The organism is Bacillus sp. MMSF_3353 (assembly GCF_030733445.1).
Classification (GTDB): Bacteria; Bacillota; Bacilli; order Bacillales; family Bacillaceae_G; genus Bacillus_A; species Bacillus_A wiedmannii.
On the sequence record NZ_JASHJA010000002.1, the window covers coordinates 424,548 to 448,478 of the forward strand.

The following is a 23,931-nucleotide window of genomic DNA, read 5'->3' on the forward strand; positions in this document are numbered from 1 at the left end:
TAAAATTTTATTTTTTTATTATCTCCATACAAAAAGGCAATCACAACATCGTGTGATTGCCTTTTACTGAAAACGAAAAATCGGTTAGAATACTCGGTGGCTTCGCGCCTTCCTCCTATTCTGAACGAGTCGCTTCTGCTTTTCTTTATTGTCCAGCTCTGCCTCCTAGCCCCTTCTGTCTAAGAACCTTCCCCACAAGAAGATAAAAAGCATCTTCTGTGGGAAAGAACCTTAGCCTTCGGGGCTAAACAGTCGGCTCCGCTTTTCTTTATTACATTTTTTCTGGTGCAGATACTCCTACGATTGCTAATGCATTTTGAAGTGTAGTGCGTACTGCTTTCATTAACTCATAGCGAGCTTTACTTAATTCTAAGTTGTCTTGGTTTAATACTTTTTCTGCATTGTAGAAGCTGTGTAATGCTGCTGCTAATTCAAATGCATAGCTTGTAATGCGGTGTGGCAGACGTTTTTGCGCTGCATCCGCAACTACAGCTGGGAATTCACCAAGTTTTTTCAGTAACTCTACTTCTTTCTCCGAAGTAACAAGCTTGTAATTCACGTCTCCGCCTGCAGCTAATCCTAACTCTTCACCTTGACGAAGAATACTGCATACGCGAGCATGAGCATACTGTGCATAGTATACTGGGTTTTCATTAGATTTTGATACAGCTAAGTCCATATCGAAGTCTAAATGAGAATCACCGCTACGCATTGCGAAGAAGTAACGCATTGCGTCCACGCCTACTTCTTCCATAAGCTCACGAAGTGTAACTGCTTTACCTGTACGCTTACTCATCTTCATTTTTTCACCATTTTGGTACAGTTGTACCATTTGGATGATTTCTACTTCAAGTGTTTCTTTATCGTAACCAAGTGCTTGAATAGCCGCTTTCATACGAGGAATGTAACCGTGGTGGTCAGCACCCCAAATGTTGATTAACTTATCGAAACCACGCTCTAATTTATCACGATGGTAAGCGATATCTGGCGTTAAGTATGTGTAAGAACCGTCGTTTTTAATTAATACACGGTTTTTGTCGTCACCGTAAGTCATAGAACGGAACCAAGTTGCACCGCCTTCTTCAAAGATCTCGTCACGCTCTTTTAATACTGCAAGTGCAGCATCGATTTTTCCGTTTTTGTATAATGATGTTTCTGAGAACCATACATCGAACTTAACACGGAAGCTTTCTAAGTCTTTTTGAAGTTTTGCTAATTCATATTTTAAACCGTATGAACGATAGAACTCATAGCTTTCTTCAGCATCAGCTTTTGCATAACGATCGCCAAAATCTTCAGCTAAACGCTTACCGATTCCAATGATGTCCGCACCATGGTATCCGTCTTCTGGCATTTCTTTCTCTAGGCCTAAAGCTTGCATGTAACGAGCTTCAACAGAAAGAGCTAAGTTATGAATTTGGTTACCAGCGTCATTAATGTAGTACTCACGAGATACATCGTATCCTGCTTTTGCTAATACGTTACATAAAGTGTCACCTACTGCCGCACCACGTGCATGTCCTAAGTGAAGATCACCTGTTGGGTTCGCAGATACGAACTCAATTTGTACTTTTTCACCTTTACCAGTATTCGTTTCACCGTAAGCTTCGCCAGCGTTAACGATTGTTGGGATTAAGTCTGTTAAGTAGCTATTATCCATGTAGAAGTTAATGAAGCCAGGTCCTGCGATTTCAATTTTTTCAATAGAAGCTTTTGCTTTATCGAAGTTTGCAACTAATTCTTCTGCAATCATACGAGGTGCTTTTTTCGCAACGCGTGCAAGTTGCATTGCCATATTTGTAGAGAAGTCACCATTTGTTTTATCTTTTGGAGATTCTAATACAACGTTTGGAATCTGTTCTTCTGTCGCTAATTCTGCCTTTAATACAGCAGCTTGAATTTCTTCTTTAATTAATCCTTTTACTTGTTCTAAAGAATTCATTATTTTGCCTCCTTCAAATTAAGTGTAATTGTATATCTGCCAGCTTCTTGTTCACTTAGAAGCAATGCGTACGTTAAGAAGAGTTGTCCTTTTTTCTTTTCATCCGACCATTTAAAAAGAACGTTATCAGTTTTCGTTTGCAATGCAAACGTACCAAGTTCACTCGTATACGTACCAGTTGTCCATTCACCTTTCACATGCGTTTGACGCATTGAAACAGCACCTGAACGCATAATGAGAACTTGTTCATCTTGAATTTTAATAATTGTTTTCACTTCGCCCTGTTCGTTCGGCTCTTGGAATGTTACATATGTACCTTGACCTTTTACATAGTATTGACCATTTGCTTCAAAAGCAACGGTTTCCTTCCTCGCCCCTTCACGGATTTCTGTTACGAAATGAACGTGTACCGGCAAGCCTGCAAGTTGTTTCTCCACGTCTTGCACACCTTTCAAATGTTATAGATATTAAATACTACTTATAATAAATCACTTTTCCTATCATATCAAAAAAAACCTCTGTCTGTCTGCTGAAAAATCAGGAAAACTCCATTTCAAAAAATAATTCACTTTCACTTTATTTCATATGATAAAATATTTTTTAAATCTAAATATTCTTTCATTTAAAGAGGTGAGTTATGTGCTACCGACAAAATTAAAAAAGGGTGATGAAATTAGAGTTATTTCACCATCTTGCAGCTTAAGTATTGTCTCAACTGAAAACAGAAAGCTTGCTGTAAAAAGATTAACTGACATGGGCTTTCAAGTTACATTCTCAACATATGCTGATGAGATAGATCAATTTGCTTCCTCTTCTATTTCTTCACGCGTTCAAGACCTTCACGAGGCATTTAGAGACCCTAATGTAAAAGCCATTTTGACAACACTTGGCGGATACAACTCTAATGGTTTATTGAAACATCTCGATTATGATTTAATTCGAGAAAACTCGAAATTTTTCTGTGGCTATTCTGATATTACCGCTTTAAATAATGCAATTTACACAAAAACAGGACTTATTACATATTCAGGACCCCATTTCTCTTCATTTGGAATGAAGAAAGGTCTCGAATATACGACTAATTACTTTTTACAATGCTTAACTTCTAATAAGCCTATTGAAGTCCTGCCATCTGAAACGTGGAGCGATGATTCTTGGTATATAGATCAGGAAAATCGAGAATTCATTACAAATGAAGGTTATATTTCGATTCATGAAGGCGAAGCAACTGGAGAGATTATCGGTGGTAATATGAGCACATTGAATTTACTACAAGGTACACCATATATGCCAAACTTACAGGGGAAAATATTATTTCTTGAGGAGGATAGTTTAACTGGAAAAGCTACCCTTAACACTTTTGATCGTTATTTACATTCTCTTATGCAGCAACCTGACTTTGAACATGTAAAAGGCATCGTTATAGGAAAGATGCAAAAAGGTGCAGAATGTACGATAGAAGACATTCAAGAAATGATTGCTTCAAAGCCTGAACTTACACATATACCTATCATTGCAAACGCAAATTTCGGGCATACAACCCCGATTTTCACTTTCCCAATTGGTGGACGTGCAAAAATCATTTCTAATAAAGAGAATTCAGCTATTACCATTTTAACGCACTAAAAAAGGAGCGAACGATTCGCTCCTTTTACGGTTTTTCTATTTTTTCCAACGCTTTTTGCGGAATTGATTCTTTTGGGATTTCAGCCCATCCTTTTCCTTGCATACCTTTTGCATAAATTTTTATAAACGCCCCCGTATGCAATTCACGGTTCATCATTCTTTTCACAACTTGTAACTTTCCGTCTTCTGTATACCCTTTAAATGTATACAAGTATTCACCGTCTTTTTTCTCACCTTTATTTATAACCGCATAATAATCTTGTATTTCTTTATTTGAAAAGAAGTTGTCTACAAAAGCATGCACACCTTCTGTTTTCGTGTTTAAATAGTACGCTGTTCCACCTAAAATAATGGCGAATACAGCTAAAACTTTAATTACCAATTTCATACATGCGCCTCCTGTTTGCACTTCTTTCTCACTAATCTTATGTCTATACCTGTATTATACGGAAAAAGGCATACCATACTCTATTGAAAAGTCTTACACTTTCCTTACATTATTGTAAGGGTTTTTCAACTTATAGCAATTTCCCAATAAAAAATTTTTCCGTTTCATGAACTTTTATATTATTATTGAATGATACAAATTTTTATTACAAAAATCAAAGGAGACAGTTTTCAAATGGCTATCTTGCAAGGTTTAGCACTATTACTTGTTGTACTTTGTCTATTTACACTTTTTAGTTACCGTGCTCCTTACGGAATGAAAGCAATGGGTGCTTTAGCTAATGCAGCAATCGCAAGTTTTCTTATTGAAGCATTTCACCGTTATATCGGTGGAGAGATGTTTCATAATGACTTTTTACAATCAGTAGGAGAAGCTTCTGGTAGTATGAGCGGTGTCGCAGCGGCAATTTTAGTCGCACTAGCAATCGGTGTTTCACCCGTATATGCTGTTTTAATTGGTATCGCTACTAGCGGATTCGGTATTTTACCAGGATTTTTCGCTGGATACGTTTGCGCTTTCGTCGTGAAATTTCTCGAAAAGAAATTACCGGCTGGTGTAGAGTTTTTAGCAATTTTATTTATTGCCGCACCAATCTCACGCGGAATGGCCATGCTTATGGATCCGCTCGTGAACGCAACGCTCGGTAAAATCGGTTCTATGATTTCAGTTGCAACTACAGAAAGTCCTATCATTATGGGTATTATGCTGGGTGGATTAATAACAGTTATTTCTACCTCTCCATTAAGTTCTATGGCACTAACTGCAATGCTTGGATTAACAGGTTTACCAATGGCAATTGGTAGTCTTGCCGTAGCAGCCTCAGCCCCGATGAACTTTATTTTCTTTAAGCGACTAAAAATTTGCTCAAAGAAAGACACAATCGCTGTAGCAATCGAGCCTTTAACACAAGCCGATGTTGTTTCAGCAAATCCAATTCCAATTTATGCGACAAACTTCGTTGGCGGTGCACTTGCTGGTATTATTACATCTCTGTTCCAGCTCGTTAATAATGCACCAGGAACAGCATCACCAATCCCAGGACTTCTTGTCTTATTCGGATTTAATGACGTTGTAAAAGTAACAATTGCTGCTGTACTGTGTGGAATCGTTACCACTATTGTTGGATACATCGGATCAATCGTATTCCGCAAATATCCAATTCGTTCTGCTGATGAAATTCGCGGCATTACTTCGGAAGAAAAAGTTGCATAAGAAAAAGAGCTATTCTCATTATTTGAGAGTAGCTCTTTTTCTTGTCGTGTAACGGTAAATGAAATTATATCAGCGATTTTTTTAATATATCGACTTACCGACACATAACGACAAAATAAGAGCTCCCTATTCATATAGGAGGCTCTTATTTTATCCAGCTATAGCGGCTAGAATGATCGGTGGCTTCGCTTCTTCCTTCGAGGCAAAAAGCGCCTCTACGTCTGAAGCTCCATCCCCCTCACATTCTAAACGAGCCACTTCCGCTTTTATTTCTATCCAGTTACGCCTCTTAGACCCTTGCGTCTAAGAACCTTCCCTGCCAAAAGGTAAAAAGCACCTTTTGCAGGAAAGAACCTTAGTCACCGGGTCTAAACAGTCGGCTTCACTTTTATTTCACCCAACCGAGCAGCATTTCCCGCACGAATTTGCTTGCTGCGACTGGTGTTTGATCACTATGGTCGTAGACAGGAGCTACTTCTACTAAGTCTGCTCCAACTACATTTATATTTGAATTTGCAATTGCCACGATGGAATCTAATAATTCTTTAGATGTGATACCTCCAGCTTCTAACGTTCCTGTTCCTGGAGCGTGAGCTGGGTCTAATACGTCAATGTCGATTGTGACATAAACTGGGCGTCCTGCAAGTTTCGGTAATACTTCTTTTAACGGTTCTAATACGTCAAATTTATATAAGTTCATACCTACTTCTTTTGCCCATTCGAATTCTTCCTTCATTCCAGAACGAATACCGAAAGAATATACGTTTTCCGGACCAATTAAATCGCACACTTTACGAATAGGTGTAGAGTGGGATAAAGGCTCCCCTTCATACGATTCACGTAAATCAGTATGAGCATCCATATGGATGATTGCTAAATCCGGATATTTTTTTGCCATTGCCTTAAAAATTGGCCAAGACACTAAGTGCTCACCGCCGAGACCTAGTGGAAACTTATCGGCATCTAAAAGTTTTGATACATACTCTTCAATCATGTCTATGCTACGCTGTGGATTTCCAAATGGTAATGGAATATCACCCGCATCAAAATATTTTACCTCTTCTAGTTCACGATCTAAATATGGGCTATATTCTTCAAGACCGATTGACACTTCACGAATACGTGCAGGGCCAAAACGAGAACCTGGACGGTAGCTTACTGTCCAATCCATTGGCATCCCGTAAATAACTGCCTCTGACTCTTCAAAACTTGGATGACTTTTAATAAATACTTTACCTGAATAAGCTTCATCAAAACGCATACTCTTTTCCTCCTTGTGTGGAACTTAAGGTATCCCAACCTTTCATTATTTCTCAAATTTGGAGCCTATAACTCCTCTTTCTCGATTTACCTGTGCCTTCTTTTTCTTACAAGAAGACTACTTCATTTGTAGCAGTGTAAGTAACTAGCATGTTCAAGCCTTCTAGACAAACACCTTAAATGAGTCACTTACACTTTATTTATTTCAATTTAACGCTCTTACTTAATTAAATCGCCAACAAATTTCGGTAATGCGAATGCTGCATTGTGTAATTCTTTTGTGTAGTATTTCGTTTCGATTTCGTGGAAACGCTCTTCACTCACTTCTAATGGATCATGTTTTTTAGATCCAATTGTGAACGTCCAAAGACCACTTGGGTAAGTTGGAATGTTCGCTGTGTATAAACGAGTAATTGGGAAAATCTCCTTTACGTCTTTAAACACAGTTGTAATTAGTTCTGGTGTGAACCAAGGGTTGTCCGTTTGTGCAACGAAAATACCATCTTCTTTTAACGCTTTAGAGATTCCAGCGTAGAAGCCTTTTGTAAATAGATTTACTGCTGGTCCTACTGGCTCAGTAGAATCTACCATAATTACGTCATATTCATTTTCGCTTTCTGCAATGTGTAGGAAACCGTCTCCTACTTTTACTTCTACACGCTCATTATCTAGTGCGCCTGCAATTGATGGTAAGTATTGTTTAGAGTACTCAATTACTTTTCCATCGATTTCAACAAGAGTTGCTTTCTTTACGCTTGGGTGTTTTAACACTTCACGAATAACACCGCCATCGCCACCACCTACAACTAATACGTTTTCAGGGTTTGGATGTGTAAATAAAGGTACGTGCGCTACCATTTCATGATAAACGAACTCATCTTTTTCTGTTGTCATAACCATGCCATCTAAAATAAGCATGTTTCCGAACTCTTCCGTTTCAACCATATCAAGTTTTTGGAATTCTGTTTGCTCCGTATGTAATGTGCGGTTAATACGCGCCGTAATCCCAAAATGTTTTGTTTGTTTTTCAGTGAACCATAGTTCCATCGTACAATCACGCCTTTCAATGCAAATTTATAATAGGGACATCATTAATGTCCCCTAACAAAAATAAAACAAAACATCCAAAAAGTATAGTTAAAAGTACAAAAATACCGAAAATATATTTTAGTCAGAGGGTTCTAACATATGTACGAAAAGGGATTGCCCTGTAATAGGAAAGAAAACCCTTTCTTAGGAAAGGGCTTTTGTCTCTACTTCTACCGGCTTTCGAACCGGAATTAAAATCATTACACAACCGACTAACACAACAATTCCACCGACTAAAAACGGACTTTGCGGTGAAACAGTGTGGCCGATGATTCCTGATAAGATTGGAGCAATTGCGCCACCTAACCAACGAACGAAGTTATAAACACCTGATGTAACAGATCTTTCATAAGGTGAAATATCCATTACATAACTTGTAAATAATGCATTATTTAATCCAGATGCTAATCCCGATAGAACAATTAATACAATTTGTAACCACATAACTTTCACGAAGAATAGTGCGATTAAGAAAAGCGCAAATACGAGTAAACTACCTTTCAACAATGCTTTCGGTTCATATTTCCCTTCTAGCTTATGGGCCAAAATTGCAGAACCGTAAGCTAACGCTAATCCCCATCCGCAAAATACAAAACCTAATTGAATAGCAGATAAATGCATAATAAGTGGTGAGTATGCTAGCACAACGAAAAATCCGTAGTAGTATAACATTCCTGAAATCGCACCTTGCATAAACGGTTTATATTTCACCAGGTTAAGTAATTCCCCTACGCCTGCCGCCTTACGTTTCACTTTTCGCTCCGGTTCTTTTACAAAAAAGAAAACTAAAATAAATGCTAAGAAAATTAAAATACTCGTCGCAAAAAATGGGTAACGCCAAGAATGTCCACCTAATATCCCACCTAATAACGGTCCGCCTGCCATCCCTAAACCGATAGCTGCTTCATATAGTCCTACTGCTTCATGAACTTCTTTACTTAATGCAATCAATAATGTCATCGCCGTTGCGAAGAACATCGCATTTCCTAATCCCCACCCCGCGCGGAAAATAGATAATTGGGCAATCGTTTGCGATATACCGCATATAAACGCAAATACAGTTACAATCGCAAGACCGATCGTCATCATTCGTTTATCACCAAATCTTGATGCGAATATTCCAGCTGGTAACATCATAATTGCCATCGTTAAAATATATGCTGTAAATAACATCTCTACTTGCCAATGCGATGCACCAATTTGCTCAGCAATACTTGGTAAGATTGGGTCGACTACCCCTATACCCGAAAAAGCAAGGAAGGTAGCCACCACTGTAATCAATCTCCCTAATTTTTGTTTGCTCTCCATTTTGATCATTCTCCTTTTGTACTCTCTAAAAATGTCGCTGCACGATGTAGGCTATCTTCGAGTTCCGCCTTTACACGCTGCATTTGATCCATTTTCTCGTCTAGCGTTTGCACTTGTTTTTCAAGCATCTCTTTAATTTCTTGAATCACTTCGCGGTCACGAGGATTCTCACTATTTCTTCTTTGCTCCATTCTTTCTTTTAACGATAAAAAATGTTGCATTTCTTGAAGTGTAATCCCTAACACTTCTTTCGCTTCTACAATCCTTTTAATTCTGGCGATGTCCTCGTCCGTATACAGGCGAATGTTCCCCTCACTACGTTCAGGGGGATGAATTAAACCAATTTCCTCATAATAACGAAGTGTACGTTTTGTTAAACCAACTTGCTTTGTGACTTCATCAATTTTATACATGTTTATTCCTCCCTTCACTCAATTATTACATTTTACGTTAACGTTAACTTTTGTGCAACTGTTAGACTTTTGTAAATGTTTATCCTATTCAATTGTATTTTTCCAAAAGCAGTTTCATAATGAAAGAAAAGAAACGATAAGGAGATTTCCGTATGAATAAACCACTTATTTTCGCCCACCGCGGGGTAAAAGGAACACATCCAGAAAATACGATGATTGCCTTCCAAGAAGCAGAACGCATTGGTGCCCACGGAATTGAGCTTGATGTCCACCTATCAAAAGATGGTGAACTTGTCGTGATTCACGATGAAACAGTAGATCGCACAACAAATGGCATAGGTCTTGTTTCTGAAAAAACGGTAGCGGAATTACAAGCTTTAGATGCTGGTAGCCATAAAGACCCTTCTTTCCATGAAGCAAAAATCCCAACGTTACGTGAAGTATTCATTTGGTTATCTACGACAAATTTACAGCTCAATATTGAGTTAAAAACAGATGTTATCCACTATCCAACTATTGAAGAAAAAGCTGTTGCTCTCGTTCGTGAATACCATCTATCTAATCAAATTATATTCTCATCATTTAACCACGACTCTGTTTCATTATTAGCAGAAATAGCTCCTGAAATCCCAAGAGCAATTTTATATGATACACCACTTGCTGATCCTATCGCTGAAGCAAAAAATAGAGAAGCAACTGGTTTACATCCAAACTTTCAATTACTAACAAAGGAATTTATTCAATTTGCACAAGATCAAGGGTACGTTTTCCGCCCTTATACGATTAACGAATACAAAGATTTACAAACTATGATTGACTATGGCGTAGATGTCATTATTACCGATTGGCCAGCACGTGCCTTTGAGCTCCTTTCTTAATTGAAGGAGCTTTTTGTTTTCGAAATTTCATTGTTTAAAATAACCGAAAACCCTCAATACTAATACAATAATGTTTGTATTAGTATTGAGGGGCTGAAAAAGATGGATCAAACTATGAATCCGAAACTTAAAAAATATAAACGTCTTTTCTTCACCGTAATGTTTTCTTCTGTTCTTTTTTTTGTTTTTTCCTTTTTTGTTATTATTATAGTTGCAAAAATTATGGGACCTCCTCCTGTTGCTGTCCCACAAACAAGTGTCTTTTACGCTAATGATGACACTGTTATCGGACAAAGTAATGAAATGCAAAAACGTTACAATGTATCTCTCAATGAAATTTCTCCTTATGTAAAAGAGGCGACACTTTCTATCGAAGATCAACGATTTTACAAACATCATGGCTTTGATATGAAACGTATTGCTGGTGCTATTGTTGCCGATTTAAAAGCGATGGCAAAGGTCCAAGGTGCTAGTACGATTACACAACAGTATGCTCGTAACCTATACTTAGATCATGATAAAACGTGGAAACGTAAACTATTAGAAGCGATGTACACAATTCGCCTTGAAGTGAACTATAATAAAAATCATATTTTAGAAGGATATTTAAATACAATTTATTACGGGCATGGTGCTTACGGAATCGAAGCTGCGTCTCGTCTATATTTCGATAAAACAGCAAAAGAATTAACATTAGCGGAAGCTAGTATGCTCGCAGGTATCCCGAAAGGACCTAGTGTCTACTCTCCCTTTTTAAAAGAGGATCGTGCGAAAGGACGACAATCTCTCATATTAGACGAAATGGTAGAACAAGGTTACATTACGAAGAAACAAGCAACGTCAGCAAAAAAAGAGCCACTAACTTTTGCCTCATTAGATACAAAAAAAGTGGCAGAGATTGCACCTTATTTCCAAGATGCTGTACAAGCTTCTCTTCTTCGTGATATCGGATTAGATGAACAAGCCTTACAAAAGGGTGGCCTGCGTATTTATACAACACTAGACCCTAAATTACAATCTGTTGCAGAGCAAGCTGTAAAAGATCACATACCTGACACAACAAACATACAAACTGCGCTCGTCTCTATGAATCCAAAAACAGGTGAAGTAGCTGCCCTTGTTGGTGGAACTGATTATAATACGAGTCAATTTAACAGGGCTACACAGGCCGCTCGACAGCCTGGATCTACGTTTAAGCCATTCCTGTATTACGCGGCATTAGAACGAGGATTCACCCCTGCTACGCGCTTAAAAAGCGAATACACTGTGTTCACTTTAGGTGACGGTGTTTCAAAGTATAAACCGAAAAACTATAAAGACTATTATGCAGACGATTTTGTAACAATGGCGCAAGCTCTTGCGGTCTCTGATAACGTATATGCCGTGAAGACCAATTTATTTTTAGGCGAAGACATTCTTACAAAAACAGCGAAGCAATTCGGTATTACTACCGCATTAAAAGATGTTCCGTCTCTCGCTCTCGGTACATCTCCTGTAAAACCAATTGAAATGGTTAACGCTTATAGCATGTTCGCAAACGGCGGAAAAGAAGTAAAACCGATGTTTATTCGCCGCATTATGGACCAGGAAGGAAACATGCTATACGATGCTCATTTGGAGAGTAAACAAGTTCTCGATAAAAGCAAAGCGTTTGTAATGGAAGAAATGATGACGGGCATGTTTAATAAAAAACTGAGCAGCTATGCTGCTGTAACTGGTCAATCGATGTTATCTAAACTATCAAGAACATATGCCGGAAAATCCGGTTCTACTGAAACAGATAGTTGGATGATTGGATTTACCCCGCAAATCGTAACGGGTGTATGGGTTGGATACGATCAACCTAAATCGATTTCAAACGTAGCAGAACAAGGATATGCGAAAAAAATATGGACCGATACGATGGAAAAAGGCTTAGATGGACAACCTCAAAAAGAGTTTAAACAACCAAGTGACGTCGTTGCAGTCGACATTAACCCTGAAAACGGAAAAATCGCTACAAAAAATTGTCCCATTTCAGTTAAAATGTATTTCGCAAAAGGTACAGAACCAACTGAATATTGTATGGATCATGTCGATGACAAAGAGGAATTTGAAAAGACAACTGAAGAAAAGAAGAAAACAAGTTGGTGGAAAAAATATCTTCCTTGGTAAAAAAAATAGCTGACGGGCATCCGTCAGCTATTTTTTATTCACTTAATAATGCACGGCGCAATTCTTCACTAGATTCGTTCCAAATCGCTTCATTATGTTCTTTCAAGAATGTACCAAGTACTTTTTTAGATGATTCATCCATATGGTCAACCATAATGTAACGCTTCATTGATTTATCCATTTTGTTTACGTGCTCTGGAAGTGATTTATATCCGCGGCGAATTTCACGGTCAACTGTCATTTCACAAGCTGTTACACCTGCATAATAAGCACCTGTCGCCGTTCTTTCAATCGTTACCCACACAAGCCAAAATGGTTTTCCGTTTGGAACTTCATCTTTATTTGTTAAAAACTTAATACCTTTTTCGACTGTACTACGTGCATGCATTGCACCGATATCAACAAATGCTGTTTTCTCTAGTACATCGACAAATACAGGTGAAATGTTTTCTAGACTTAATGCTCCAACACCAAAACCACCATGTCCATCTGTTGAATCATTTTTCACGATATTAAAACCGATTTTTTTCTTTTTCTCTGTCATATGTAAACTCCTCCTCACTTAATGATTATAAAAGGCCAAAAATAGGCGCAATGATACTGTCTAAAAATACAAATACATATGGAATGACAACATTAAAAATAGGTTGAATTGTATAATTGCTAAGCGGTGTAATAACAAGAATTAATAACGCTATTGCTCCATACTTTTCATACTGTGTCATTTTCGCACGAATATTTGTTGGTGCTAGATCTTCCACAACTCGATACCCATCAAGTGGCGGAATTGGCAATAAGTTAAATACAAGTAATACGATATTAAGCATAATAAAAATTCGGAAGAATTGAGCCAATGTATCTGCTACTGCAAATGGAATTGAATCTAATACACCAAATGTTAATAGGCTATACCAAATAATTAAACCAATTGCACTTAAAATTAAGTTACTAATTGGGCCTGCAATTGAAACTAATATCCCTGCAAGACGCGGCCTTTTAAAGTTATATGGGTTAACAGGAACAGGTCTTGCCCAACCAAAACCAAGAATTAATACAGCGATCATCCCAATAGGATCTAAGTGCGCCATCGGTGATAATGTTAAACGGCCTTGCTTCTTTGCTGTATCGTCTCCAAATTTATATGCAACATATGCATGCGCAAATTCATGCACTGATAACGCAATAATAATGGCCATTGCTACCAACGGAATTTGTTGCAATGGGTATCTAAATAACTGATCCATGATTCATCTCCTCTTCAATATGTCAAAAAAAGAAATTATTTGTTTTTTCGATTGTTCTTCCCCATAATCCGCTATAATAAGAGTGTAACTTACATAAAAGGAGCGATTATATATGCCATACGTAACAGTGAAAATGCTAGAAGGACGCACAGAGGAACAAAAGAAAGCTCTTGCTGAGAAAGTAACAGCAGCAGTAAGCGAAACAACTGGTGCTCCTGAAGAAAACATCGTTGTTTTCATCGAAGAAATGTCTAAAAACCATTATGCAGTTGGCGGAAAACGCTTAAGCGACAAATAATTTCAAGTTCTTTCATAAGAAGCAGCTCTTAGCTGCTTCTTATTTTTTTCCTTCTAGTAATTCGATGATTCTCTCTTTATATTTTCCTTTTCTTCCATCTTCATAGATTAAATCATGCGGATAGAATAGTTTTTGATCCCTTCTCTTCTTACCAGTAATTGCCTCAACAATATCCGATTCACGCGAAAGCTCTCTAAGCTCTCCATTTGGCATAAGAAGTAAGATTGGCAGACGTTCTTCTTCTTCACCAGCACGGTAAAAGTCATACGGTAAGTCTGACGTTGAATCAACTACTAAATAGTATTCTGGATCAAGTCCAATCTTTTTAAATAAGCTACTTAATTCCATCCAATTATCTAAACCGTGCTTATCTGTAAACTCTACATATTTAAATAGGTTTCGATTCATAAAACGACGGCATAAATCACTTAAAATTGGATCTTCTTCGTCTTGCCATACTTGGAAGTAATAATACATAACGTTCTCGTCTAACTTTAAATAATCCTCTACTGTAACTTCTTCTTCAAATAAAGAATAGAAATGAACCGGATGATTTTTAAATGTATAATACTTCTCATGCAATGATTTTGCACGGTGTAAAATCTTCGTTAAAATAACTTCGGCACTGCGCGTTACCGGATGGAAATATACTTGCCAATACATTTGATAACGACTCATAATATAATGCTCAACAGCATGCATACCACTATTTTTAATGACTACTTGATTCCCATATGGACGCATGACACGTAGTATACGTTCCATATCAAAGTTTCCATACTTTACGCCAGTGAAATACGCATCTCTTAATAAATAGTCCATACGATCTGCATCAATTTGACTGGAAATCATGCTAATCGCTAATTTATTCGTAGATGTTTTGGCGATTACATCGGCTACCTTTTGCGGGAAGTCTTTATCCACACGACTTAATATGCGATTAATTTCCGTATCTCCAACGATAATCTTTTGCGTAAATTTCTCATGATCTAATGAAAATACTTTTTCAAACGAGTGAGAAAATGGACCGTGACCGACATCATGAAGTAATGACGCACATAAACATAACAATCTATCTTCAGCATTCCAGTTTGGTCTGCCATCAAACACATCATCAATCATACGACGAATAATTTCATATACACCTAACGAATGAGTAAAGCGACTATGCTCTGCACCGTGAAATGTAAAAAATGTCGTTCCAAGCTGCTTAATACGGCGCAAGCGTTGAAATTCTTTCGTTCCGATTAAATCCCAAATAACACGATCGCGCACGTGCACATATTTATGTACCGGGTCTTTAAACACTTTTGTTTCGCTGAGTTTGTCGTTTAAATATACCACCTTCCGACATCCCCCTTTCTTTACTGCATTCTTACTATATATTATAAACGAAATAGGAAACAGAAAGAAATGAAAGACTATATTAATTGCCCTTATATAAAGAAAAAATCACTTTTACCAAAGTAAAAGTGATTTCTGTTTATACATTATTTCCCTAAAACGAATTCAGCAACTTCATCTAAGATCATTTCTTTACCTAGAGGGAAGTAACCTTTGTTTACGTCTTCGTTTTTAATTGTAAATACGTGGTTGTTTTTAACAGCGTTCATGTTTTTCCAAATTGATTCTTCTTTGAATTCTTTTAGACGTTGAGAACCGTCACCAGTTGTAAATACGAATAAGTAATCCGGGTTGTAATCGATTAAAGCTTCTTTTTGTACTTGTACTAGTGGTTTATCCGTTGGTGTACCTTTAACTGCTGGTAATTTTAAATCATTAAAGATTACGCTACCGTAACCGTAGTCACCGTATACGCGGAAAGCATTTGGATATGCAGCCATTTTCATAAATTTAGCATCGCCAGTTTTCGCAACGATTTTGTCATGTAATTTGCTTGCTTTTTCATCATACTGTTTGAACCATTCTTTCGTTTCTTTCTCTTTACCGAAGATTTGACCTACTTCTTCGAATTTCGGACGCCATTGGTCTAATGGAGTTTTTAACATAACTGTTGGTGCAATTTTAGATAATTGATCATAAATCTTTTCTTGACGATTGTTTACAAGAATTAAGTCTGGTTTTGCAGCAGCTACTGCTTCGATGTTAATTTTATCGCCCCAAGCAGAACCAACTGGTTTTACGTCTTTTAATTTCTTTTCAATATGTGCATCAATCTTTTCTTGAGATGTATTAGCAGTAATAATTGGTTTCATACCAAAGATTAATAATTCTTCTGTTGAACCACTAAGATCAGCAATTTTCTTTGGATTTGCAGGAATTTTAATTTCCCCTTTTGCGTGTTGTACAGTGCGCTCTTCAGTCTTCGCATCCTTCGCATCTGCTTTCTTCTCTTCTTTGTTAGAACAAGCTGCAAATAGTACAGAAGTAACGACTAATACCATTGCTAATAACGCCATTTTAAAATTCTTCATGTTCCCACTCCTTCTAGCTGTATTTCTCTTATAAGTTACAGTGAACTATAAGAAACAAGATTAACAATTAATAAATATATATTGATTAATTGTTGCTTATGCCCCGTTCTAACGGGTGTTCAACTTCCTATTTACTAATAAGAAGCTCAACGTCCATTAGAAGCCCCCCTCTTTACGAGGGGGATCTACTTATGCTTTTTTACGCAATTGATTACTAATCATCGCTAAATCATATGTTAAACAAATTGGTTTACAGTTTACTGGACACGGAACGATTTGAGCTTCAATCTCAAATACACTGCGAAGTGTTTCACTCGTCATCACTTCGTCTGGCGTTCCTTGCTTCATTAACTTACCTGCTTTTAATGCAATCATATGATCTGAGAAACGAGAAGCATGGTTTAAGTCATGGATAACCATAACAATCGTTCTACCTTCTTCTTCGTTTAACTTTTTCAATAAGTTTAATACTTCTAATTGATGAGCCATATCTAAGTACGTTGTCGGTTCATCTAATACGAGTAATTCTGTCCCTTGTGCAAGAGCCATCGCAATCCATACGCGTTGACGTTGCCCGCCTGATAACGCCTCTGCTGGACGATTTGCGAATTCTGTCATTCCCGTCACTTCAAGTGCCCAATGAATGTAACGATAATCCTCTTCTTTCAACGTTCCAAATCCTTTTTGATGAGGAAAACGTCCATATGAAACAAGTTCAAACACAGTAAGGCCAGTTGGCACTTCTGCAGTCTGTGGTAAAATCGCCATTTTCTTTGCGATTTCTTTCGTTGGCTGTTTCTCGATTGCTTTTCCGTCAAGATAAACAGTACCTTTTTTCGCCTTCAAAATACGAGAAGCTGTTTTTAATAATGTGGACTTCCCACAACCATTTGGTCCAATAATTGTTGTAATTTTCCCTTCCGGAATTTCAACTGTTAATCCATCAATAATTAACCCTTCATTATAGCCAACAGATACCGCATCAACTGCTAAAGTTGCCATACAAAAAGCCTCCCTTTATTTTGTCCTCATAAGTAAGTATATGAAATATGGTGCACCAATTACAGAAATAACAAGACCGACCGGTATTTCTGAAGTTGTTAACACACTTCTTGAAATTACGTCTGCGAATAAGAGTAAAAACGTCCCTATTAGTGCAGCGGTAGGCAGCATAATTTGATGTTTACCACCGACAAGGCGTCTAGCTAAATGCGGAGCCATTAAACCGATAAAACCAATTCCTCCGGCAACAGCAACAGATGCACCAGCTAAACAAACTGCAATAAACAATAATTTACGTCTTTCTTTTTCTACATTTACACCAAGGCCAACTGCTGTGGAGTCGCCTAGGTTCATTATGTTTAATATGTGAGCCTTACTAATAGCAAGTGGCAAGAAAATAACCATCCATGGAAGTACACTTAGTACGAATTTCCAATCTGTGCCCCATAGACTTCCTGCTAACCAAATCGTAGCAAAACGGAAATCGTTAGATGTCATCTTCATAGAAAAAATTAAACTAACAGCACCAAACCCGGCTGCAACAGCGATACCGACAAGTATTAATCTCGTTGATGAAACGCCGTCTTTCCATGCTAGTAAATAAATAATAACCGCTGCTAATATCGCACCAACCAACGCAAAGAAAGGAAGGATAAATACAGATAAAAATGTACCAGTTCCAACTTTCCCGAAGAAAAAGTAAACGAATATAACGACTGTTAACCCCGCTCCAGCGTTAATACCAATAATACCTGGATCAGCAAGTGGATTACGTGATAACCCTTGCAAAATCGCACCTGACATCGCTAAAGCAGATCCAACTAATATGGCAATGACCATACGCGGCATACGGAATTCAAATAAAATAACAGACTGATCTTCAGCCCCGAGTCCAACCAATGACTTTAATACGTCCATTGGCGGTATTTTAAATGTCCCTGTATTTAAACTTACTAAAAATACAGTAACGATTAATCCTACTAAGATTGTTAAAACAGAAACGTTCTTTTTTGTTAAGACACTTGTCCTCACATTTTCCCTCTCCCTTCGTTACGTGCTAAGTAGAGGAAGAATGGAACCCCAATTAGCGCTGTAATTGCTCCAATTGGCGTTTCAAACGGCGGATTAATAACGCGAGATAACATATCTGCACATTCAATTAACAGCCCGCCTAAGACCGCAGAACATGGAATAACCCATCTATAGTCTGAGCCTACAAGGAAACGAGTCATGTGCGGGATTACAAGACCAACAAACCCAACCGATCCTGCCATAGAAACCGCAGAACCTGTTAACACAAGAACAAGTACTGTTCCGATAAATTTAATTAATGTCGTATTTTGACCAAGTCCAATCGCAATTTCTTCACCGAAGCTTAAAATTGTAATATACCTCGACATCATAATTGCAATAAAGAGACAAACAAGGCCAATTGGTACTAACATATTAATACTTTCCCATTTCACTCCCGCAACTCCGCCTGCATTCCACATACTCACCTCTTGGGCAAGGTTGAAATATAGCGCAATTCCAGATGAAATGGCCCCTAATAAAGCACTAATTGCTGCACCCGCTAAAGCTAACTTCACAGGTGTTAATCCACCTGGTGAAGAAGACCCAATTCCATATACAATGCTCGCTCCAAACGCAGCCCCAATAAAAGATGCGATAACGAACATTAAATAGGGTGAATTAGGGAAGAATGCATACATAATTGCAATTCCAAATACAGCTCCATCTGTAATTCCCATTAACGATGGTGAAGCAAGTGGATTTCGCGTCATACCTTGCATAATTGCCCCTGATACTGCTAAAAAGGCACCTGCAACTACGCCCCCTATTGCTCTAGGCATGCGAAGTTCTTGAATTACGTTATGATGCGTAATAGAACCGTCAAACTGAAACACAGCTTGCCATACAGTCTTTAAACTAATATCTGCAGCACCAAACGAAATAGAAACTGCCATGCTTAAAGCTAACAAAACTGTACCTGCTACTAAAATAATAGAAGCAACGAGCGGCCTGCTCTTAATCTCTTTAACATTCACATCTTGCTGTTCTATACTCCTTGCGCTCGCTTCCATACCTCAACCATCCTAACCAACAACATATATTTAATGAAATGAAATTTATTCTCAAATAGTAATAAAAAATTAGGTTAATTGACCTTTTCTTGATAATGATTATCAGAATCAGACACTTTCTATTCTACCTATCGCTTCAAAAGACTGTCAACCATTATTTTGAAATATAAATTTATATAAATTGAAATTTGAATGAATAGATGATGCCCCTCCTTCATTGAATGTTAATCTACTCAATTGTATTTTCGTAGAATAACTCATTCCTCGTATGGGCATAAAAAAAGAAGAGTAATCTGTTCACTCTTCTTTTTCTTACTTATTTAACTTTGCTTCAATTTTTACAATTAATTCATCTTCTGTTGGAGCCGCGACTGGACGATTATTTACAAATGCGAATGATTTTTTACGACCAGGACCACAGTAAGACTGACATGCAACTTCAATCGTTGCACATGAATCTACTTTTTTTAACTTTGGAATCAACGTTTTAACGTTCGTTGCCTGACAATCATCACACACACGAAATTCGTTCCCCATTATATAACACTTCCTCTATTTTAAACTTTTCTCAAGTACATTTAAAAATAAACACTAAATGGTATTTTACCGCTCTTTGAAGCTCGTTGCAAGTTTCCCTTTAAAGCTCTTTCTTCATATAATGCTACATATTTATATGTTCTCCTACAGAAGCTTACGTCATTCTTGGCAAAATTTATACCTTTCATCGAAATCTACCATATTTTTAAAAGCTTTGTATAAAAGCTCATTTTTTTGCCCATTATAAAAATAGGAAGTTCATAAAAAGAAAGGGAGTTGAATCTATGAAAGTAAGACAAGATGCTTGGACGGATGAGGATGATTTATTACTTGCTGAAACTGTACTTCGTCACGTTCGAGAAGGAAGTACTCAATTAAATGCATTTGAAGAAGTGGGTGATCAATTAAATCGTACATCGGCTGCCTGTGGTTTCCGTTGGAATGCTGTTGTTCGCTATAGTTATGAACAAGCTCTTCAACTAGCAAAAAAACATCGTAAAGATAAAATGCGCGCTGCAAGCGGTGAACAAGCGAAAAAACGTTTACTTTATACACCGCCAGCTTCAGATTCGATAACTGATTATGAAGAATTCGTACAAGAGGAATCAATTGTACAATATAAAGAAGCTATTCCATATAAAGAAACTACCGTTCCTGCTACAAAAAGCTCTATGACAATGCAAGATGTTATTTATTTTTTACAAACAGTCGGATCTTCAAATATAAAAGTGACAGCTCTTGAAAACGAGAATACGAGATTGAAACAAGAGATTAGAGCACAAATCCTTCGAAATGAAGAACTAGAAAAGAAACTAGAAAAATTAGAAAAACAATCTCATACTGTACAAGAAGATTACGAAACACTTATGAATATTATGAACCGAGCTCGTAAGTTGGCAGTCATGGATGACGAAGAACGTTCTCAAACATCTTTCCGAATGGATCGAAACGGTAATTTAGAAAAAATTGCAGAATAGAAAGGATGCATGTAATGCATCCTTTTTTAGTCTTTCATCTTTAAACTTTCCCTTTATATGCGAGAAAACCCCCTTCTTCATTTTTTGCTATAATAGAGATTGTCATTTTAAAGATAAGGGGTTAGTTATATGAGCAATTCCCGTTCCATTTTATCTCAGCCAGAGTGGCGTATTGTAGATCAGTCTAGTTTGGGACCAACATTCCATGCATTGCAGTCATTCGCAATGGATGACACACTGTGCACAAGCATTGGAAATGGTCAATCAGCTGCAACAATGCGTTCTTGGGTTCATCACAATACAATTGTTCTTGGCATTCAAGATTCACGCCTACCACACTTGGAAGAAGGTATTTCCTTTTTACAAGAAAACAACTTCAATGTTATCGTTCGTAATTCCGGTGGACTTGCAGTCGTACTTGATGAAGGTGTTTTAAACGTATCACTTTTATTCCAAGAGACAGAAAAAGGTATCGATATTGATCTTGGATACGATACAATGTGGCATTTAATTAAGGAAATGTTAAACGATTACGATGTTACAATCGAGGCAAAAGAAATTGTTGGTTCTTACTGTCCTGGTAGCTATGACTTAAGTATTCGCAATCAAAAATTTGCTGGCATTTCACAGCGCCGTATTCGCGGTGGTGTCGCTGTCCAAATTTATCTCTGCGCTACAGGAAGTGGCTCTGAGCGTGCCGCACTCGTTCGTGATTTCTACAACCTAGCCATTCAAGGAGAAGAAACACGCTTTACGTATCCTGAAATTGTACCGAGTACGATGGCTTCACTTTCAGAATTACTTGGCGAAACTATTACAGTACAAGATTTAATGATGCGCCTTTTAAAAACACTGCAGCAATTCGCTCCAAAGTTAACACCATCTCAATTAACAATAGATGAAATACCTTTATATGAGACGAATTTACAACGTATTATTGATCGTAACAATAAAGCACTTGGCTTAGAAAAATAAAGACCGTCGCTATAATAGCGACGGTCTTTATTTCGATTCATTATAGAATTAAAGTGCTTGAGCTGCTGTAATTAAAGCTAACTTGTACACTTCTTCTTCGTTACATCCGCGAGATAGATCATTTACAGGCATATTTAAACCTTGTAAGATTGGTCCTACTGCTTCGAAGTTACCTAAACGTTGAGCGATTTTGTAGCCAATATTACCAGCTTCTAAGCTTGGGAATACGAATACGTTAGCATCACCTTTAATTGTAGAACCTGGAGCTTTTTTCTCAGCTACAGACGGTACGAATGCAGCATCGAATTGGAATTCTCCATCTAAAGTTAATTCAGGAGCCATTTCTTTTGCAATACGAGTTGCTTCTACAACTTTTTCTGTTTCTGGAGATTTCGCAGAACCTTTTGTAGAGAAGCTTAACATAGCAACGCGTGGATCAATACCGAATAGTTCAGCAGTTTTCGCACTCTCGATACCAATTTCAGCTAAATCTTGGCTGTTTGGTGCAATGTTAATTGCACAATCAGCAAATACATATTTCTCTTCTTCACGTACCATGATAAATACGCCAGAAGTTTTTGTAACGCCTGGTTTTGTTTTAATGATTTGAAGTGCTGGACGAACTGTATCAGCTGTAGAGTGAGCTGCACCACTTACTAAACCGTGTGCCTTACCCATGTATACAAGCATTGTACCGAAGTAGTTTTCGTCTTTAAGGATTTTGCGAGCGTCTTCTTCAGTTGCTTTACCTTTACGGCGTTCAACGAAAGATGCTACCATTGCATCCATTTCTTCGTATGTAGCTGGGTCATAAATATCAACGCCTGCTAATGTTAAATTCATGCTAGCAGCTTTTGCGCTAATTTCTTCTTTATTACCAACTAAAATTGGTTGTACTAACTCTTCTTTTGCTAAACGCTCTGCAGCGCCTAAAATTCTTTCATCAGTTCCTTCAGGAAGTACGATAGAAATGCCTTTTCCTTGAACTTTTTCTTTTACTGTTGTAAATAAGTTGCTCACGAATAAACCCTCCTACATATGTTAAAAAACTCTATCTTTAAGAATACTGCTTTTCCTCTATATTTTAAACTTATAGCTCCCAAAAAATAGATAAAATTAAAATGATTATATTTTCATAAAATTCAGCCTAGAAATAAATCCCCTTTAAGCCTCATCTTCTCCTATTTTCAAGTAAATTTAAATGTGACAATTTTATGCGCTAAGGCTTTATATAGATGATTTTAAAACTATATATGCTATAGTTAACGTGTAAAACTATCATTAACTGAGGTGAATAGAATGAGTGAAGCAACAACAACGTTAGATGGCTGGTATTGTTTACATGATTTACGTTCTATTGATTGGGCTGCATGGAAAACATTATCTAGCGACGAACGCGGACAAGCTGTGTCTGAATTTTTAAATGTCGTTGAAAAATGGAACGAAGTATCTACCGCGAAAAAAGGTAGTCATGCAATGTATACTGTTGTTGGCCAAAAAGCTGATATTATGCTTATGATTTTACGTCCAACAATGGAAGAGTTAAATGAAATTGAGACAGAATTGAATAAAACAACATTAGCTGAATATATGGTTCCTGCATACTCTTACGTATCTGTTGTTGAACTAAGCAACTACCTTCCAGCTGATGAAGATCCATATCAAAACCCACAAATCTTAGCTCGCTTATATCCAGAACTACCAAAAGCAAATCACATTTGCTTCTACCCAATGGATAAGCGTCGCCAAGGTGATGACAACTGGTACATGCTTCCTATGGAAGAACGTAAAAAAATGATGTACAGTCATAGTAAAATCGGTCGCCAGTACGCAGGTAAAGTACGCCAAGTTATTTCAGGATCAGTTGGATTCGACGATTTTGAGTGGGGCGTAACATTATTCGCTGACGATGTTCTTCAATTTAAAAAACTTATATATGAAATGCGCTTCGATGAAGTAAGTGCTCGTTATGGTGAATTCGGAACATTTTTCGTTGGAAACATTTTACCAGACGAAAAGGTAGAGAAGTTTTTACACATATAGAGTGAA

24 protein-coding genes are annotated in these 23,931 nt (G+C 37.4%); 8 read left to right on the plus strand and 16 right to left on the minus strand.

Annotated features, from left to right (window positions below; genetic code table 11):
- Positions 1–271: 271 nt before the first annotated feature.
- Together argS and RBB48_RS07410 are read right to left on the minus strand one after the other, a co-directional pair.
- The gene (argS, locus tag RBB48_RS07405; RefSeq protein WP_088065045.1) at positions 272–1,942 is read right to left on the minus strand and encodes an arginine--tRNA ligase; all 1,671 of its coding nucleotides are present in this window, start codon (positions 1,940–1,942) and stop codon (positions 272–274) included.
- On the minus strand, positions 1,942–2,379 hold the full coding sequence (locus RBB48_RS07410) for a YwiB family protein (protein ID WP_000414868.1): 438 nt from the start codon (positions 2,377–2,379) through the stop codon (positions 1,942–1,944). The genes argS and RBB48_RS07410 overlap by 1 nt, the downstream gene beginning before the upstream one ends.
- Before the next feature lie 202 nt (positions 2,380–2,581).
- Here RBB48_RS07410 and RBB48_RS07415 point away from each other — a divergent pair, with 202 nt between their 5' ends.
- Entirely contained in the window at positions 2,582–3,568 is a 987-nt protein-coding gene (locus tag RBB48_RS07415; RefSeq protein WP_088065046.1) for a S66 family peptidase, read from the plus strand.
- A gap of 25 nt (positions 3,569–3,593) precedes the next feature.
- Here the strand turns inward: RBB48_RS07415 and RBB48_RS07420 are convergent, their stop codons facing one another.
- On the minus strand, positions 3,594–3,956 hold the full coding sequence (locus RBB48_RS07420) for a YxeA family protein (RefSeq protein WP_000779928.1): 363 nt from the start codon (positions 3,954–3,956) through the stop codon (positions 3,594–3,596).
- A gap of 234 nt (positions 3,957–4,190) precedes the next feature.
- Here RBB48_RS07420 and RBB48_RS07425 point away from each other — a divergent pair, with 234 nt between their 5' ends.
- Complete coding sequence (locus RBB48_RS07425) at positions 4,191–5,228, plus strand: PTS sugar transporter subunit IIC (RefSeq protein WP_000996323.1); 1,038 nt, start codon at positions 4,191–4,193, stop codon at positions 5,226–5,228.
- A gap of 388 nt (positions 5,229–5,616) precedes the next feature.
- Here RBB48_RS07425 and speB read toward each other — a convergent pair whose 3' ends face one another.
- From speB to RBB48_RS07445, 4 genes are all read right to left on the minus strand, one after another.
- The gene (speB, locus tag RBB48_RS07430) at positions 5,617–6,489 is read right to left on the minus strand and encodes an agmatinase (RefSeq protein WP_001209823.1); all 873 of its coding nucleotides are present in this window, start codon (positions 6,487–6,489) and stop codon (positions 5,617–5,619) included.
- A 218-nt stretch (positions 6,490–6,707) separates the two neighbouring features.
- Entirely contained in the window at positions 6,708–7,535 is an 828-nt protein-coding gene (gene speE / locus RBB48_RS07435; protein WP_000424696.1) for a polyamine aminopropyltransferase, read from the minus strand.
- Between the two features lie 186 nt (positions 7,536–7,721).
- On the minus strand, positions 7,722–8,885 hold the full coding sequence (locus tag RBB48_RS07440) for an MFS transporter (protein ID WP_060487953.1): 1,164 nt from the start codon (positions 8,883–8,885) through the stop codon (positions 7,722–7,724).
- Between the two features lie 5 nt (positions 8,886–8,890).
- Positions 8,891–9,298, minus strand: coding sequence for a MerR family transcriptional regulator (locus tag RBB48_RS07445; RefSeq protein ID WP_088065047.1), 408 nt, complete (start codon positions 9,296–9,298; stop codon positions 8,891–8,893).
- Between the two features lie 152 nt (positions 9,299–9,450).
- Here RBB48_RS07445 and RBB48_RS07450 point away from each other — a divergent pair, with 152 nt between their 5' ends.
- Positions 9,451–10,176, plus strand: a complete 726-nt coding sequence (locus RBB48_RS07450; protein ID WP_088065048.1) for a glycerophosphodiester phosphodiesterase — start codon at positions 9,451–9,453, stop codon at positions 10,174–10,176.
- A gap of 102 nt (positions 10,177–10,278) precedes the next feature.
- Positions 10,279–12,330, plus strand: a complete 2,052-nt coding sequence (locus RBB48_RS07455; protein WP_088065049.1) for a transglycosylase domain-containing protein — start codon at positions 10,279–10,281, stop codon at positions 12,328–12,330.
- Between the two features lie 34 nt (positions 12,331–12,364).
- Here RBB48_RS07455 and RBB48_RS07460 read toward each other — a convergent pair whose 3' ends face one another.
- Positions 12,365–12,874, minus strand: a complete 510-nt coding sequence (locus RBB48_RS07460) for a YwhD family protein (RefSeq protein ID WP_087983730.1) — start codon at positions 12,872–12,874, stop codon at positions 12,365–12,367.
- A 25-nt stretch (positions 12,875–12,899) separates the two neighbouring features.
- Positions 12,900–13,574 (minus strand): site-2 protease family protein, encoded by a 675-nt coding sequence (locus RBB48_RS07465; protein WP_000372469.1) that lies wholly within the window; start codon positions 13,572–13,574, stop codon positions 12,900–12,902.
- 112 nt (positions 13,575–13,686) lie between these two features.
- Here RBB48_RS07465 and RBB48_RS07470 point away from each other — a divergent pair, with 112 nt between their 5' ends.
- The gene (locus tag RBB48_RS07470; RefSeq protein ID WP_001147171.1) at positions 13,687–13,872 is read left to right on the plus strand and encodes a 2-hydroxymuconate tautomerase; all 186 of its coding nucleotides are present in this window, start codon (positions 13,687–13,689) and stop codon (positions 13,870–13,872) included.
- Positions 13,873–13,911: 39 nt separating this feature from the next.
- On the opposite strand, the gene RBB48_RS07475 is transcribed toward RBB48_RS07470, so the two are convergent.
- From RBB48_RS07475 to RBB48_RS07500, 6 genes are all read right to left on the minus strand, one after another.
- Positions 13,912–15,216 carry an HD domain-containing protein gene (locus RBB48_RS07475; protein WP_000262747.1) on the minus strand — a complete coding sequence of 435 codons (1,305 nt, stop codon included), beginning with the start codon at positions 15,214–15,216 and terminating at the stop codon, positions 13,912–13,914.
- A gap of 146 nt (positions 15,217–15,362) precedes the next feature.
- Entirely contained in the window at positions 15,363–16,307 is a 945-nt protein-coding gene (locus RBB48_RS07480) for an ABC transporter substrate-binding protein (RefSeq protein ID WP_088065050.1), read from the minus strand.
- 189 nt (positions 16,308–16,496) lie between these two features.
- Complete coding sequence (locus RBB48_RS07485) at positions 16,497–17,309, minus strand: ABC transporter ATP-binding protein (RefSeq protein WP_000212064.1); 813 nt, start codon at positions 17,307–17,309, stop codon at positions 16,497–16,499.
- A gap of 15 nt (positions 17,310–17,324) precedes the next feature.
- Positions 17,325–18,341, minus strand: coding sequence for a FecCD family ABC transporter permease (locus tag RBB48_RS07490; RefSeq protein ID WP_088065051.1), 1,017 nt, complete (start codon positions 18,339–18,341; stop codon positions 17,325–17,327).
- Positions 18,338–19,393, minus strand: a complete 1,056-nt coding sequence (locus RBB48_RS07495; protein ID WP_000388283.1) for a FecCD family ABC transporter permease — start codon at positions 19,391–19,393, stop codon at positions 18,338–18,340. Before RBB48_RS07495 ends, RBB48_RS07490 begins: the two co-directional genes overlap by 4 nt.
- Positions 19,394–19,705: 312 nt before the next feature.
- Entirely contained in the window at positions 19,706–19,930 is a 225-nt protein-coding gene (locus RBB48_RS07500; protein ID WP_000526075.1) for a YuzB family protein, read from the minus strand.
- A 284-nt stretch (positions 19,931–20,214) separates the two neighbouring features.
- On the opposite strand from RBB48_RS07500, the gene RBB48_RS07505 reads away from it, so the two are divergent.
- Together RBB48_RS07505 and lipL are read left to right on the plus strand one after the other, a co-directional pair.
- On the plus strand, positions 20,215–20,907 hold the full coding sequence (locus tag RBB48_RS07505) for an RsfA family transcriptional regulator (RefSeq protein WP_087981931.1): 693 nt from the start codon (positions 20,215–20,217) through the stop codon (positions 20,905–20,907).
- A 129-nt stretch (positions 20,908–21,036) separates the two neighbouring features.
- Positions 21,037–21,882 (plus strand): octanoyl-[GcvH]:protein N-octanoyltransferase, encoded by an 846-nt coding sequence (gene lipL / locus RBB48_RS07510; protein WP_046955490.1) that lies wholly within the window; start codon positions 21,037–21,039, stop codon positions 21,880–21,882.
- A gap of 48 nt (positions 21,883–21,930) precedes the next feature.
- Here lipL and pta read toward each other — a convergent pair whose 3' ends face one another.
- On the minus strand, positions 21,931–22,902 hold the full coding sequence (gene pta, locus RBB48_RS07515; protein WP_000067226.1) for a phosphate acetyltransferase: 972 nt from the start codon (positions 22,900–22,902) through the stop codon (positions 21,931–21,933).
- Positions 22,903–23,181: 279 nt separating this feature from the next.
- On the opposite strand from pta, the gene hemQ reads away from it, so the two are divergent.
- Positions 23,182–23,925 carry a hydrogen peroxide-dependent heme synthase gene (hemQ, locus tag RBB48_RS07520; protein WP_001287602.1) on the plus strand — a complete coding sequence of 248 codons (744 nt, stop codon included), beginning with the start codon at positions 23,182–23,184 and terminating at the stop codon, positions 23,923–23,925.
- Positions 23,926–23,931 lie beyond the last annotated feature (6 nt).

What these genes read in the sequence shown, in the direction of transcription:
- argS (WP_088065045.1), bottom strand. Translation starts at nt 1,942, where the DNA reads ATGAATTCTTTAGAACAAGTAAAAGGATTAATTAAAGAAGAAATTCAA.
- RBB48_RS07420 (WP_000779928.1), bottom strand. Translation starts at nt 3,956, where the DNA reads ATGAAATTGGTAATTAAAGTTTTAGCTGTATTCGCCATTATTTTAGGT.
- RBB48_RS07425 (WP_000996323.1), top strand. Translation starts at nt 4,191, where the DNA reads ATGGCTATCTTGCAAGGTTTAGCACTATTACTTGTTGTACTTTGTCTA.
- speB (WP_001209823.1), bottom strand. Translation starts at nt 6,489, where the DNA reads ATGCGTTTTGATGAAGCTTATTCAGGTAAAGTATTTATTAAAAGTCAT.
- speE (WP_000424696.1), bottom strand. Translation starts at nt 7,535, where the DNA reads ATGGAACTATGGTTCACTGAAAAACAAACAAAACATTTTGGGATTACG.
- RBB48_RS07440 (WP_060487953.1), bottom strand. Translation starts at nt 8,885, where the DNA reads ATGGAGAGCAAACAAAAATTAGGGAGATTGATTACAGTGGTGGCTACC.
- RBB48_RS07445 (WP_088065047.1), bottom strand. Translation starts at nt 9,298, where the DNA reads ATGTATAAAATTGATGAAGTCACAAAGCAAGTTGGTTTAACAAAACGT.
- RBB48_RS07450 (WP_088065048.1), top strand. Translation starts at nt 9,451, where the DNA reads ATGAATAAACCACTTATTTTCGCCCACCGCGGGGTAAAAGGAACACAT.
- RBB48_RS07455 (WP_088065049.1), top strand. Translation starts at nt 10,279, where the DNA reads ATGGATCAAACTATGAATCCGAAACTTAAAAAATATAAACGTCTTTTC.
- RBB48_RS07460 (WP_087983730.1), bottom strand. Translation starts at nt 12,874, where the DNA reads ATGACAGAGAAAAAGAAAAAAATCGGTTTTAATATCGTGAAAAATGAT.
- RBB48_RS07465 (WP_000372469.1), bottom strand. Translation starts at nt 13,574, where the DNA reads ATGGATCAGTTATTTAGATACCCATTGCAACAAATTCCGTTGGTAGCA.
- RBB48_RS07470 (WP_001147171.1), top strand. Translation starts at nt 13,687, where the DNA reads ATGCCATACGTAACAGTGAAAATGCTAGAAGGACGCACAGAGGAACAA.
- RBB48_RS07480 (WP_088065050.1), bottom strand. Translation starts at nt 16,307, where the DNA reads ATGAAGAATTTTAAAATGGCGTTATTAGCAATGGTATTAGTCGTTACT.
- RBB48_RS07485 (WP_000212064.1), bottom strand. Translation starts at nt 17,309, where the DNA reads ATGGCAACTTTAGCAGTTGATGCGGTATCTGTTGGCTATAATGAAGGG.
- RBB48_RS07495 (WP_000388283.1), bottom strand. Translation starts at nt 19,393, where the DNA reads ATGGAAGCGAGCGCAAGGAGTATAGAACAGCAAGATGTGAATGTTAAA.
- RBB48_RS07500 (WP_000526075.1), bottom strand. Translation starts at nt 19,930, where the DNA reads ATGGGGAACGAATTTCGTGTGTGTGATGATTGTCAGGCAACGAACGTT.
- RBB48_RS07505 (WP_087981931.1), top strand. Translation starts at nt 20,215, where the DNA reads ATGAAAGTAAGACAAGATGCTTGGACGGATGAGGATGATTTATTACTT.
- lipL (WP_046955490.1), top strand. Translation starts at nt 21,037, where the DNA reads ATGAGCAATTCCCGTTCCATTTTATCTCAGCCAGAGTGGCGTATTGTA.
- hemQ (WP_001287602.1), top strand. Translation starts at nt 23,182, where the DNA reads ATGAGTGAAGCAACAACAACGTTAGATGGCTGGTATTGTTTACATGAT.